The 12,645-nt window shown below is 73.8% G+C and carries 11 protein-coding genes; 6 read left to right on the top strand and 5 right to left on the bottom strand.

Features of this window, described 5'->3' with window-relative positions; all coding sequences use genetic code 11:
- Nucleotides 1–9: 9 nt before the first annotated feature.
- The 4 genes from ACLQ2X_RS10535 to moaC are packed head-to-tail and all read right to left on the bottom strand — an operon-like array spanning nucleotide 10 to nucleotide 2,678.
- Nucleotides 10–429, bottom strand: coding sequence for a molybdenum cofactor biosynthesis protein MoaE (locus ACLQ2X_RS10535; protein ID WP_425680798.1), 420 nt, complete (start codon nucleotides 427–429; stop codon nucleotides 10–12).
- A complete protein-coding gene (locus ACLQ2X_RS10540) occupies nucleotides 426–1,682 on the bottom strand; it encodes a molybdopterin molybdotransferase MoeA (RefSeq protein WP_425680799.1) in 1,257 nt (418 codons plus the stop codon). The genes ACLQ2X_RS10535 and ACLQ2X_RS10540 overlap by 4 nt, the downstream gene beginning before the upstream one ends.
- A gap of 37 nt (nucleotides 1,683–1,719) precedes the next feature.
- Complete coding sequence (locus tag ACLQ2X_RS10545) at nucleotides 1,720–2,190, bottom strand: MogA/MoaB family molybdenum cofactor biosynthesis protein (RefSeq protein ID WP_425680800.1); 471 nt, start codon at nucleotides 2,188–2,190, stop codon at nucleotides 1,720–1,722.
- Entirely contained in the window at nucleotides 2,187–2,678 is a 492-nt protein-coding gene (moaC, locus tag ACLQ2X_RS10550; RefSeq protein ID WP_425680801.1) for a cyclic pyranopterin monophosphate synthase MoaC, read from the bottom strand. Before moaC ends, ACLQ2X_RS10545 begins: the two co-directional genes overlap by 4 nt.
- Nucleotides 2,679–3,508: 830 nt before the next feature.
- On the opposite strand from moaC, the gene ACLQ2X_RS10555 reads away from it, so the two are divergent.
- The 5 genes from ACLQ2X_RS10555 (at nucleotide 3,509) to ACLQ2X_RS10575 (ending at nucleotide 9,201) form a co-directional block, all read left to right on the top strand.
- Entirely contained in the window at nucleotides 3,509–5,980 is a 2,472-nt protein-coding gene (locus tag ACLQ2X_RS10555; RefSeq protein WP_425681073.1) for a putative bifunctional diguanylate cyclase/phosphodiesterase, read from the top strand.
- A gap of 51 nt (nucleotides 5,981–6,031) precedes the next feature.
- A complete protein-coding gene (locus ACLQ2X_RS10560) occupies nucleotides 6,032–7,372 on the top strand; it encodes a glycosyltransferase 87 family protein (RefSeq protein WP_425680802.1) in 1,341 nt (446 codons plus the stop codon).
- Complete coding sequence (locus ACLQ2X_RS10565) at nucleotides 7,369–7,998, top strand: phosphoribosyltransferase (protein WP_425680803.1); 630 nt, start codon at nucleotides 7,369–7,371, stop codon at nucleotides 7,996–7,998. The genes ACLQ2X_RS10560 and ACLQ2X_RS10565 overlap by 4 nt, the downstream gene beginning before the upstream one ends.
- Nucleotides 7,999–8,021: 23 nt before the next feature.
- Nucleotides 8,022–8,411, top strand: a complete 390-nt coding sequence (locus ACLQ2X_RS10570; protein WP_425680804.1) for a zf-TFIIB domain-containing protein — start codon at nucleotides 8,022–8,024, stop codon at nucleotides 8,409–8,411.
- A 109-nt stretch (nucleotides 8,412–8,520) separates the two neighbouring features.
- Entirely contained in the window at nucleotides 8,521–9,201 is a 681-nt protein-coding gene (locus tag ACLQ2X_RS10575; RefSeq protein ID WP_425680805.1) for a maleylpyruvate isomerase N-terminal domain-containing protein, read from the top strand.
- A 6-nt stretch (nucleotides 9,202–9,207) separates the two neighbouring features.
- On the opposite strand, the gene dnaB is transcribed toward ACLQ2X_RS10575, so the two are convergent.
- Nucleotides 9,208–10,611 (bottom strand): replicative DNA helicase, encoded by a 1,404-nt coding sequence (dnaB, locus tag ACLQ2X_RS10580; RefSeq protein WP_425680806.1) that lies wholly within the window; start codon nucleotides 10,609–10,611, stop codon nucleotides 9,208–9,210.
- Between the two features lie 398 nt (nucleotides 10,612–11,009).
- Between dnaB and ACLQ2X_RS10585 the strand changes: the two genes are divergently transcribed.
- Nucleotides 11,010–12,599: a hypothetical protein gene (locus tag ACLQ2X_RS10585; RefSeq protein WP_425680807.1), complete on the top strand. Its 1,590-nt coding sequence runs from the start codon at nucleotides 11,010–11,012 to the stop codon at nucleotides 12,597–12,599.
- Nucleotides 12,600–12,645: the final 46 nt, after the last annotated feature.

Raw genomic sequence — 12,645 nt, forward strand, 5'->3', positions numbered from 1 at the left:
CCGCGCCGGTCACGGGCAGTTCACCCACTCTTCAGTGCCGTCGTCGAACACCTGGCGTTTCCAGATCGGCAGCCGCGCCTTCACCTCGTCGACCAGCCGGGCACAGGCCGCGAACGCCGCCGCCCGGTGCGCCGTGCTGACCGCCGCCACCAACGCCACGTCCCCGATCTCCAGCGGACCGATCCGATGCGACACCGCCACCGCGTACACCGTGGGGTCGGCGGCGATCTCCGCCGCCACCTCCCGCAGCACCGTCTCGGCGCTGGGGTGGCCCTCGTACTCCAGATGGGTGACCGCCCGCCCGTGGTCGTGGTCGCGGACCACGCCCTGGAAGGACACCACCGCGCCGGCCCGGCGGCCGGCGACCGCCGCCTCGTGCGCGGCCAGGTCGAGCGGCTGGTCGGTCACCGCGCCGAGCACGACGTTCACGAGCGTTCCCCCGGGGTCAGTGGCAGCGGCACGAACGGCACCCGGTCGCCGGGAGTGCCACTGGTGCCGGGGTGGATCACGGCGAAGCCGTCCGCGCCGGCCAGGCCGCGCAGCATCGCCGAGCCGACGTGGCGCACCGGGTGCGCGACGCCGGTTACCCGGTCCCACCGGGCCAGCGCCAGGTGGGTGTGGTCGCCGCGGCCGGGGATCGCCTCGGCCAGGGTGACCTGCGGAAGTACCGGCATCGGCCGGCCGGTCAGACCGGCGAGCAGCGGCGCGACGAGCGACACCAGCGCCACCACCGCGGATTGCGGGTTGCCGGGCAGACCGGCCACGAAACGCACCCGCCCGTCGGCGTCCGCCAGCCGGGCCAGCAGCATCGGGAAGCCCGGACGGACCGCCACGGTGTTGACCACGTAGTCGGCGCCGAGCGCCTCCAGCGTCGGATGCAGGTGGTCGACCGGGCCGTGCATGGTGCCGCCGGTGGTGCAGACCAGGTCGGCGTTGGCGAGCGCGCCGCGCAGCGCCGCCACGTGCGCGGGGAGCGTGTCGGCGACCGGGCCGACCACGTCGGCCGCGCGCACCTGGCAGCCGTAGCGGCGCAGCCAGGCCGGCACCGACGGGCCCAGCGCGTCGCGGACCCGCCCGGCACCCGGCGGGCCGGAGGTGAGCAGCTCGTCGCCGAAGACCAGCAGCGCGGCCCGGGGCGGGCGGCGGACCCGCAGCGTGTCGTGCCCGCAGGAGGCGGCCAGCCCGATCACCGCCGGGTCCACCGGCGTGCCGGCGGGCAGCAGTTCCTCCCCGAGGTGCGCCTCCTCACCGGGCTCGCGCCATTCCGCCTGCGGGCGGGGCGTGCCGGCCACCCGGCCGTCGGCGGTACGTGTCGACTCCTCGATCCGCAGGATCGCGGTCGTGCCTCGGGGAACCATCGCGCCGGTGGCGATCTCCACGGTGCTGCCGTCGGACTCCAGCGGTGGCGCGACGTGCCCGGCGAGCACCCGCCCGACCACCTGCCACGGCCCGTCCCCACGCACCGCCCAACCGTCCACGCTGGAGGTGGGGAACGCCGGCAGGTCGGTACGCGTGGTCAGCGGCTCGGCCAGCGTGTGCCCGTCGGCGTCGGCCAACGGCCGGGCGACCGCGGCAAGCGCGGCGGACAGGCCGACGGCGTACACCCGGCAGCGGGCCTCCTCCCACCCGGCCGGCGGTGGGACGGCGGCCTCGCCCGCGGCGGCTGCGGTTTCCGTGCTCATCCGGCGAGCCTAACGCCGGTGCACGCGGCCCGGGGGTTCAGTGGTCGCCGCCGCGAAGCTGGTCGACCGCGTGCCGCAGGATCGGCCCGAGCACGGCCAGCCCGTCGCGCGCGCCACCCCGCGAGCCGGGCAGGTTGACCACGAGCATCCGGCCGATCACCCCGGCCAGGCCCCGGGACAGCGCGGCCGTCGGCACCGCGTCGCGGCTGTGCGCCCGGATCGCCTCGGCGATGCCGGGAACCTCGTGGTCGAGCAGTGGGCGGGTCACCTCGGGCGTGCGGTCGGTCGGTGTGATGCCGGTGCCGCCGCTGGTCAGCACCACATCGATGCCGTCGTCGCGGGCGGCCAGCAGCGCGGCGGCGACCGGCTCGCCGTCCGGCACCACCACCGGGTCGCCGACCTCGCAGCCCCACTCCCGCAGGCCGGCGGCCAGCAGCGGGCCGCTGGTGTCCTCGTACACCCCGGCGGCGGCCCGGTTGGAGGCGACGATCACCCGGGCCCGGATCACGGCCGGTCCTCCGGCCGGACCCACTCGCCGGTCTTGCCGCCCTCCTTGCGGAGCACCCGGACGGCGTCCACCTCGGCGGCCGGGTCGACGGCCTTGACCATGTCGACCAGGGCCAGGCCGGCGACCGCCACCGCGGTCAGCGCCTCCATCTCCACACCCGTCCGGTCGGCGGTCCGCGTGGTCGCGGTGATCTCCACCGTGTCGGCGGTGAGCGTCAGGTCGACGGTGACGCCGTGCAACGCGATCGGGTGGCACAGCGGGATCAGGTCGGGTGTGCGCTTGGCCCCCATGATCCCGGCGAGCCGGCCGACCGCGAGCGCGTCACCCTTGGGCAGGCCGTCGCGGCGCAGCAGCTCCACCACCTCGGCGGTGGTGCGGAGCCGCCCGGCGGCGACCGCGAGCCGGCCCGAGACCGGCTTGGCGGAGACATCGACCATCCGGGCCGCACCGGCCGGGTCGACGTGGGTGAGCTGCGCGGGTTCGGTCACGGCCCGACCCTATCGGCCGGGTACGACGCCGCGCGCGACTCGCGCCCTCGGCGGGCGGTTCGCGGCGGTGCCGATGCACCACCTGCCTGCCGCACCTACCCACCGCGGATTGACCGGGGGAATTGACTGCGGGGCCCTCGGGCGTCGGTGCGGACTCGTGCGATTGGCCCCGGGCGACTGACGGGTCGCCGCTAATCCGTCACCGTTCGTGGCAACCAATTGTGCTTATGACCGGCATCACCGATCCGGCCGCCGATGCCACGGCTCGTACGGCACGGGTGCCGGGGCTCCGCCCTCGTCCGACCCGGCCGCACAGGTTGCCCGAAGCACCCTTGTATTGCGTGCCCGGCAAAGCGAGGCTACACATGGCGCTTGTCGTCCCGGCCATTGCGATGGCACTGAGCGACGACCTGGGTACCTGAGGAGACAGCCGGCTTCGCTCCGCATGCGAGCCGTGGACAGAACGTCATTTAATCCGCGATAGTTACTTATATTGCGCATACCGACATTAATGCTTCCTTATTTCCCTTCTCTCGCCCTAGCCTCTCCTCACCGGCAGGGGGCGCCCACGGCGCCGGAGACGCGAGGAGGTCGTGACAATGCGCAGCACCGAGTGGAACTGACGGACCTTTTGGTCACCGGCAATCACGACCCGTCGACATCCGAGGAGGCCCACAATGCGCAGCACCGAATGGAACTGAGAGTTCTCGCCTTCCCGGCGAAGGAGTAGGCTGCCGCTCATCGCATTCCGACGGTGAGCGGCGGGTGATGCCGGTTTGAGCCGAACGGCGGACGACCGACGGGCTGTCGAACCGTCGCTGCGCACACTCGTGTACTCCCTGGGCGTGTGCGCCGGGTTCGTCGCGCTCGCCGCCCTGCTCGCCCTCCGGAGCCGACCGCCCGACTCCGCCCGCGACATCGCGACCATCACGGCCCTGGTGGTGACGGTCGCGCTGGCCACGGTCATCAAGACACCGTTGCGAATCCGGTCGACCACCCTGGCCTTCGCCTGGGTCGAGACCGTGATCGTCATCGGCCTCGCCACCGCCCCGGCCCCCTGGGTCATCCTGGCCACCGGCCTCGGTGCCGCCTGCGGATCCGTCACGCGACTCGCGCCCATCAAGACGACGTTCGCCGTGGCGAAGCACACGATCGTCGCCGGCGGCGGCACGCTCGTCACCCTGCTGCTCGGCGAGGCCTGGCCGCCCCGCGAGCCGCTCCACATCGTGCTGCTGCTGGGAGTCGTCTACCTCGTCGCGGCACTGCTCGACGACCTGCTGGCGATGCCCGTCATCGCACTCGCCTCCGGGACGCCCATCCTCCGGCAGTTCCGGACCGACCTCGACCTGCGGGTCGCCGGGTTCGCGGTCCGCTTCCTGGTAGCCGTCTGCACCGTACTCATCCTGCGGGTCGACGCCCGCCTGCTGCTCGCCGTGCCGCCGCTGGTGCTCAGCCTGCACCTGGCCTACTCCAGCCGGATCCGCGCCCGCACCGAGCAGCAGGCATGGCAACGACTCGCCCGCGCCACCGACGCCCTCAACGTGGTCGACCTCGACCAGGTGCTCACCACCGCCGTCACCGGGGCCGGCGAACTCTTCTCCGCCGACGAGGTCGAGATCGAGCTGCGCGGGGGCGAACGCACAGTCCGCGGCAACGGCACCGGCATCGTGTACGACGGACCGTCGCCCCGGCCCAGCGACATCGACGGCCGGGTCATGCCGGTCGCGCTGGAGGGCCACGACCGCGCCGACGACCTCGGCGTGCTGCGGCTGCGGTTCGCCGGTCCGGTCGAACTGTCCGAGCGGGAGCAGTACACCCTGCGCACCTTCGCCTCCGCGCTCTGCACCGCGGTGCGCAACGCCCAGGCGTACGCCGAACTCGCCCGCATCGCCGAGGCACACGCCTACGCCGCCACCCACGACGCCCTCACCGGCCTGTCCAACCGCCGCCACCTGCTGGACGAGGGCACCACCCACCTCACCATCCGGCACGCCGACGGCGTCACCGCCCTCGTGCTGATCGACCTCAACCACTTCAAGGAAGTCAACGACACCCTGGGCCACGCCGCCGGTGACCGGGTGCTGATCCAGGTCGCCGAGCGGCTACGGGCCGCGGCCCGCCCCGACGACCTGGTCGCGCGGCTCGGCGGCGACGAGTTCGCCGTACTGCTGCGCGGCCTGCCCGCGCCGGCCGTCGCCGCCCACCGCGCCGACGCCCTGCTCGCCGCCCTGCACGACCCCCTCGACCTGGACGGCATGCGGATCAGCGTGGAAGCCAGCGGCGGCATCGCCGTCGCCCCCGCCACCGGCGGCATGCCGGAGCTGCTGCGCCGCGCCGACGTCGCGATGTACCAGGCCAAACGCGCCGGTCACCGCATCGCCACGTACGCGCCGGCCCGGGACACCGCCGACCTGAGCCGGCTCACCCTGGGTGGGGAACTGCCCCGGGCCGTCGCCGACCACGAGTTCACCGTCAACTTCCAACCCATCGTCGACCTGGGCAGCGGCGAGGTCATCGGCGCGGAGGCCCTGGCCCGCTGGCACCACCCCGCCCACGGGCTCATCGACCCGCTGCGCTTCCTCGAAGCGATCGAACGGTCCGGACTGCTGCCGGCGTTCGCCGGGACGATCCTCGACCAGGCGCTCATCGCCGCCGGCACCTGGCGCGACGCCGGCTTCGACCTGCCCGTCTCGGTGAACGTCTCGCCGCGCAGCCTGCTCGACGCCCGCTTCCCCGGTGCCGTGCTGGCGCGGCTACGGGCCCACGACCTCCCGCCGGACCGGCTCGTGCTGGAACTCACCGAGACACTCACCCTGAGCCAGCTCGACATCGTCGACCGGGTCCTCAGCCGGCTCCGTGACTCCGGCGTACGCCTGGCCCTCGACGACTTCGGCACCGGCTACTCCTCGCTGTCGCTGCTCTCCCGGATCCCCGTCCACGAGCTGAAGATCGACCGCAGCTTCGTCACCGCCATGGAAACCGCACCCGAGGCCGCCGCCGTGATCCGCTCCACCCTCGACCTGGGCCGCAGCCTCGACCTCACCGTCGTCGCCGAGGGTGTGGAGAGCGAGCCCCAGCGCCGCGCGCTCTGGGAGCTGGGCTGCGCCGCCGGGCAGGGTCACCTGTTCGCGCGCCCCCTGCCCGCCGGCGCGCTGCTCGCCGCCCTGCACCGCGGCGCGGGTGGCCGCCCCGGCGCGCTCGCCCCGGCGCTGCACGACGCCGGGGCGGTGATCCGCCTGCCCGGACGCCGCACCGGCGGCAGCCGCGCCCGTCCCGCATCACCCGACGCCCGCGGCGGCTGACCCACCGGCACCCGACCGGGCCGGCCCCGGCGGTCTGCCAGACTGGCCCGCGTGACCGCCCACGCCGACCCGGCCACCTCCGCCGCCCGCCGCTGGTCGGCAGTCGACACCGCCGCCGGTGGCCTCGGGCTCGGGCTCGACCTGGGTCTCTACGCCGCCGCCACGTTGTTCGCGGCGGTCACCGCCGTCACCTCCAGCCTGCCCCCGCACCGCGCGTGGGGTGCGCTCGCCACCATCGGGTACGCGCTTGCCGCACTCGCCGCGACCACGCAACTCCTCGCCCGACGTCGCGCCCCCCGCACGCTCCTGGCCACGCTGCGCGCGCGCTGGACGGTCACCGGTCTCACCTGGGTGACCACCGCGCTGCTGCCGGTCGTCGCGCAGAGCGTCGAACGGGCCGGCGGACGCACCGACCGGGCGCAGGAGGAGGTGATCGTGGCGGAGCACGCCGGCACCCGCCTCGCCGATCACGGCACCCCCTACCTCGGACCAGACGCCATCGCCGCGCTGCCACCCGGCGAGCAGCTCCTCGGCTACACCCCCTACCAGCCGGGGATGGCCCTGTTCGGGCTTCCCCGGGCCGCCGTCGACGCCTGGTGGACCGACGCCCGCGTCTGGTTCGCCGTGGTCACCGCGCTGACCCTGGTTGCCATCGTCACCACCCTGCGCGCCGTCGACGCCCCGGCCACCCCCCGCCGCGACGCGGCACTCCTGCGCGCCGTACAGGCCACCACCGTCCTGCCCGTCTGCGCGCTGACCCTGGCCACCGGCGGCGACGACCTTCCCGTACTCGCGCTCTGCCTGCTCGCCCTCGCCCTGGTCGCCGCCGGCCGGCCCGGCCGGGCCGGACTGGCCATCGGCGCCGCCGGTGCGCTGAAGCTCCTCGCGTGGCCGGTCGCGATCGTGCTGGTCTGCTGGGCCGCCACCCGGCGGGCCGCACCACGCACCGCCCTGGGCGCCCTCGGCCTGCCACTGTTCGCGCTGGTCCCGGCGCTCATCGTCGACCGCGATGCCCTCGTCGAGAACGTGCTGCGTTTCCCGCTCGGCCACGGCCTGGTCACCAGCCCCGCCCAGACGCCGTTCCCCGGCCACCTGATCGCCGAGGCCCTCCCCGCCGGCCGGGTCGTCGCCGCCGCGCTGCTCGTCGTCGCCGGCCTGGCCATCGCCGTGCGGCTGCTGCGCCGACCGCCGCGCACCGCCGCGGCCACCGCACTGATCTGCGGGTACGGGCTGCTCGCCGCGATCCTGCTGATGCCCTCCACCCGCTTCGGCTACCTGCTCTACCCGGTCGCCCTGCTGGTCCTCGCCCCCGCGCTCGCGCTCGCCGAAACGCCGGCTTTCCCGGCATCCGACCGGCGCGAACCGGTCGGAAGGCGTACACCTGAGACATGACCACCTACCGCGACCGCGCCGAGGCGGGACGGGACCTCGCCGAACGGCTCACCGACCTCGCCGGCCGACCCGATGTCATCGTCCTCGGCCTGGTACGCGGCGGCGTGCCCGTCGCCCGGGTCGTCGCCGACCGGCTCGGCGTCCCCCTCGACGTGCTCGTCGTCCGCAAACTCGGCGTGCCCTGGGCCCCCGAGGTCGCGTACGGCGCGCTCGGCCCCGGCGTGCAGGTGAGCAACGAGATGGTCGCCGGCCGGATCAGCGAACACGACCGGGGCCAGGTCCACCGCCGCGAACAGGCCGAGTTGGAACGCCGCGAGCAGCGCTACCGTGCCGGCCGCCCACCCCTGGACCTGACCGGACGCACCGCCGTCATCGTCGACGACGGGCTGGCCACCGGCGCCACCGCCCGCGCCGCCGTCCAGGTGGCCCGCCACCTCGGTGCCACCCGCGTCCTGGTCGCCGTCCCGGTCGGCTCCGAGCAGGCCCACCAGCTGCTCGCGGCGGAGGCCGACGCGGTGGTGACCTGCCAACTTCCGCGCGACTTCGCCGCCGTCGGCGCCTACTACGACGACTTCCACGAGGTCCCGGACGACGAAGTGACGCAGGCGCTGACCGCCACCGCGTGAAAACACCCGGTACCGTCTTTGTCATGCAGCTCACCTGTCCCAAGTGCCGCGGGGAGATGCGCCAGTACGAGCGCAGCGGCGTGCACATCGACCAGTGCGGCGAATGCCGCGGCATCTTCCTCGACCGCGGCGAGCTCGAGAAGTTGTTCGACGCAGAGGCCAACTGGAACCAGCAGCAAGGCGCCGGCCGTCAACCGGCACCGTCGGGTGCCGGCTACCCGCCACCACCGCCGCCCCCGCCCGCCGCGCCGCACCAGCCCGGCTACGGCGCCGTCCCCCCACCTCCGCCCCCGCCGCCCGGCCACGGCTACCCGCAGCCCGCGTACGGCTACGGTCAGCAGCAGCACCACGGCTATCACGGCCACTACCGCCGCAAGAAGAAGCACGGCTTCCTCGGCGAACTGTTCGACTGATCCACCAGCGCGGGCGGTGCCCCTTCTCGACAGCTCAGCGTGAAGGAGGGGCACCCGCCCGACGGTGCACGCCGCGCCGAGGGCGGCCGGGCGTGGCAGGCTGCACGACATGATCCCGATCCGGCAGCACGAGGCGCTGGCCCAGGCGTACGCCGGCATCACCGCCGTGCTCACCCCGCTCGACGACGCCGGGCTGCAACGGCCCACCCGATGCCACGGCTGGCTCGTCGCCGACCTGCTCTTCCACGTGCTCTGCGACGCCCAGCGCGCGCTCGTCGCCCTGGCCAGTCCGGCACCCGGCCCGGCCGACCAGGACGACGTCAGCTACTGGCGCGCCTTCACCCCCGGCGACGACGACGCGAGCGCCCGGCATGCCTGGTGGGCCCGCCGCTCCGCCGCCGCCTTCGACCGGCCCACCGGCGTGGTCCGCCTCTGGGCCGACACCGCGCCCGCCGCCGTCCGTGCGGCCACCGCTTCCGACCCCGACGGATACGTGACCACCCAGGGGCACGTGCTGCGCGTATCCCATCTGCTCGCCACCCTGACCACGGAGGCGGTCGTGCACCACCTGGACATGGTGGTGGACCTGCCGGACGCGCCGCGGCCTGCGGCGGAACCGACGCGGGTCGCGGTGACCACGATGGATGGCCTGCTCAGCGACGAGGCGGTCCGGCCGGCCGGCTGGGACGACCACGAATACCTGCTGAAGGCCACCGGCCGGGCGCCGCTGACCGACCGGGACCGGTTCGAGCTGGGCGAGGCGGCCGGCTGGTTCCCGCTGCTCGGCTGAGAGCGGTCAGACGATCGCCATGTCCACGAAGCGCGACAGGTGCAACTGGGCCGCGACCGTCACGGTGTCGGTCGGCCCGTTCCGGTGCTTGGCGATGATGAAGTCCGCCTCGCCCGCGCGCGGCGACTCCTTGTCGTAGTAGTCGTCGCGGTGCAACAGGATCACCACGTCCGCATCCTGCTCAATGGAGCCAGATTCCCGCAGGTCGGACAGCTGTGGCCGCTTGTCGGTGCGCTGCTCGGGGCCACGGTTCAGCTGACTCACCGCGATCACCGGGCACTCGACCTCCTTGGCCAGCAACTTCAGGCCACGGGACAGGTCCGCGACCTCCTGCTGCCGGCTCTCGGTGCGCTTCGGCGAGGTCATCAGCTGGAGATAGTCGACGACGATCAGCTTCAGGTCGTGCTTCTGCTTGAGCCGCCGCGCCTTCGCCCGAATCTCCATCAGGTTCATGCTGGGCGTGTCGTCGACGAAGAGCGGCGCCTCGCTGATCTCACCCATGCAGCGGGCCAGCTTGGTCCAGTCGTCGTCGGAGAGCTGACCGCTGCGCAACACGTGCAGCGGGACGCGCGCCTCGGCCGAGAGCAGTCGCATGACGATCTCGACCTTGCTCATTTCCAGCGAGAAGATCGCCGCCGCCTGGTTGGCCCGGATGGCCGCGTTACGGGCGAAGTCCATGCTCGCCGTCGACTTTCCCAGGCCGGGTCGACCGGCCACGATGATCAACTGCCCCGCGTGCAGGCCGTTGAGCAGGCGGTCGAGGTCGGTGAACCCGGTCGGCACGCCGGTCATCATCCCGCCCTGGGCACCGACCGCCTCGATCTCGTCAAGGGTCGGCTGGAGCATGTCCGCCAGGACGGCGAAGTCCTCGCTGACGCGCTTCTCGGTGATCTCGTAGACCGCCTGCTGGGCGAGGTCGACGATGTCGTCCACGTCGCGGCTGCCGCCCTGGCCGGTGCCGTAGCCGAGTTGCACGATCCGGGTGCCGGCCTCGACCAACCGCCGGAGCACCGCCCGCTCGCCGACGATCCGGGCGTAGTAGGCGGCGTTCGCGGCGGTGGGCACACTGGCGATGAGCGTGTGCAGGTATGGCGCGCCGCCGATGCGGGCGAGGTCGCCGGAGTCGGCGAGCGCGGCGGCCACGGTGATCGGGTCGGCGGGTTCGCCGCGCCCGTAGATGTCGAGGATCGCGTCGAAGATGGTGGCGTGGACCGGGCGGTAGAAGTCGTTGGTCTTGAGGATCTCCACGACGTCCGCGATGGCGTCCTTGGAGAGCAGCATGCCGCCGAGCACACACTGTTCGGCGGCCACGTCCTGAGGTGGGGTCTTCTCGAACGGCGCATCGCGGCGCGACGGCTCGGACGGTTGCCCCCCGGTCCGTTCCGCGCGCGTCTCGTCGGTGACCGACACGGGTGGCCCCCCTCGCTGCGTCGGATCGGTCCAGCTGTATCGCTGGGGTATGACACTTCCGCCGACCCCACCGGTCGATCGGGGGTCATCGTCCGGACGGTCGGGGGACCACGATACGGAACCCGAGGTCAGCCGCTCAACAAGGCCGGTGGATGAGCCTCGGGACAACCTGTGGACGCCCGGGGACAGGCATGTGCGCAGGGTGTGCACAGGATGTGGACAACTGATGGGGATTTCCGGGATTATCGCGTCTGACCTGGGGTTTCATCGTCCCCACCCTGTGGATGGAAGATTTCCGGCCAAGCTTTGCCGCCGATCGTCCCGTACTATCGCTGCGAACGGCGACACCTGGGACAGCGGGTTGCACTTTTCGGGTTGAGAGAGGTCACGCTCCGGCCGTGAGACACCGGGACTGGGCAGGCGGGGAGGACAGCCCGCGCGAGCGTCGACCGAGCGGTTCCTGGGACGAGCCCGCCGGTCCGCGCCGGCTCGGCGCGTATCCGTCGGACAGCCACCGCACGCCGAGCCGGCGACGCGCCAGTGAGCGCGGCCAGGACGAGCCGGTGGACGCCTACCTTCCCCGATGGGCCGTGGAGTCCGGGGTGAGCCGGGCGGACGGCGGTGGTCGGCATGCCGCGCCGGACGACGAGGTGGAAACGCCGCCGTCCGGCGGCGGTTGGCGGACGGACAGCGGTTGGCGGACGGACGGCGGTTGGCGCCGGGACGAGCCGCGCGGGCCGGGGCAGGTCGGCGCAGGCCCGCTGTCCGACCACACCGCCGAGTGGACCGTGGACACCCCGCAGGAACGGGGATACGTGGGGAGCAGGCGGGCCGACGACGAGCCGGTGTCCGGCGTGACGCCCCGCAGCCGCCCCCGGCGGGCGGCGTCACGGCGGCCGGAGGTGACCTGGTCCGGGCTGCCGGAGCCGACCGGCCCCGGTGACGACCGGGGCGCCACCGCCGAGCGGCCGGCCGGGCAGCGACGGACCTTGCCCGGTTCCTCCTGGCCGCCCGCGATGTCGACGTCGGAATCGGCGTGGTCCCGGCCGGTGGAGTCGGAATCGGCGTGGTCACTGTCGACGGCGAACTCCCGGCAGACGGATCCGTGGGAGCGGCCGGCGGATCCGTGGGAGCGGAGCCGCGCGGTCGAGCGGGACCCGGCGGAGCAGCCGGCGGTCGATCCGTGGGACGCGTCGGGTGTACACGCATGGGGTCGGTCGGCCCCCGGTGATCGCTGGAACGACACGGGGAGCCGCTGGGACCGCACGGAGCACACCGGCGAGTGGGCTCGGTTCACCGACACCGGTCCCCTGGAGCCGGTACGAGACAGCGGCGCTCCGCGGGTGGACCCGTGGGGCCGCACGGGGCCACCGACGAGGGAGGGCTGGGCGTCACCGGAGCGGGCTGAGCAGTTCTGGTCCGGTACGCGGCTCGCCGACGATGACCCGCGCTGGGGGGAGACATCGTCGTCGGCTCCCCGGTCCCCGGCGGTGACATACTCCGCGCCGCGTCCGCGTACCGCGCCTCGGCGCGGCCCGGTGCAGCCGGCCGTGACGGGCCGGGCGGCGGGCAGGCGGGGTGCGGGGGCGACCGGCGGTCCGTGGGGCCGGCGGTTGGAGGACGACCTGCTGGACCCGGATCCGGGTGGCCCGCTGCGGCCGGTGGTGTACACGGCGGCCTGCTATGTGGTGCCGGCGGCGCTGCTCTTCCTCGCCCTGCTGTTCCTCAACGGCCAGCCGCCGACGGGGTGTGTCACCGACGTCACCGGCGGTGGCTGCGACTCGCAGCGGGCGCACGCGCTGGCGTCGTTGCTGTCCGGGGCGCCGCGGTTCGGGTTGGCGATGGCGAGCAGTCTGGTGGTGGCGGTGCTGCTGCGGCAGGTCGGTACGAGCTGGCGATCGGCGACCGTGGCGCTGGCGGCGGCCGTCGTGGGTGGGGGCCTGTCCACGGTGGTGATCAGCGCGGTGACGGGCAAGCCGATCGGGTGAGTTCCGTGGCCCGCCCGGCACCCGGATGGAGGTGACGAAGGGCCCG

The organism is Micromonospora sp. DT31 (assembly GCF_049841795.1).
Taxonomy (GTDB): Bacteria; Actinomycetota; Actinomycetes; order Mycobacteriales; family Micromonosporaceae; genus Micromonospora.

Excerpts from the sequence above, each read along its gene's own strand:
- ACLQ2X_RS10570 (WP_425680804.1), top strand. The coding sequence starts at position 8,022 with ATGCAGCTCACCTGTCCCAAGTGCCGCGGGGAGATGCGCCAGTACGAG.
- ACLQ2X_RS10575 (WP_425680805.1), top strand. The coding sequence starts at position 8,521 with ATGATCCCGATCCGGCAGCACGAGGCGCTGGCCCAGGCGTACGCCGGC.
- ACLQ2X_RS10540 (WP_425680799.1), bottom strand. The coding sequence starts at position 1,682 with ATGAGCACGGAAACCGCAGCCGCCGCGGGCGAGGCCGCCGTCCCACCG.
- ACLQ2X_RS10565 (WP_425680803.1), top strand. The coding sequence starts at position 7,369 with ATGACCACCTACCGCGACCGCGCCGAGGCGGGACGGGACCTCGCCGAA.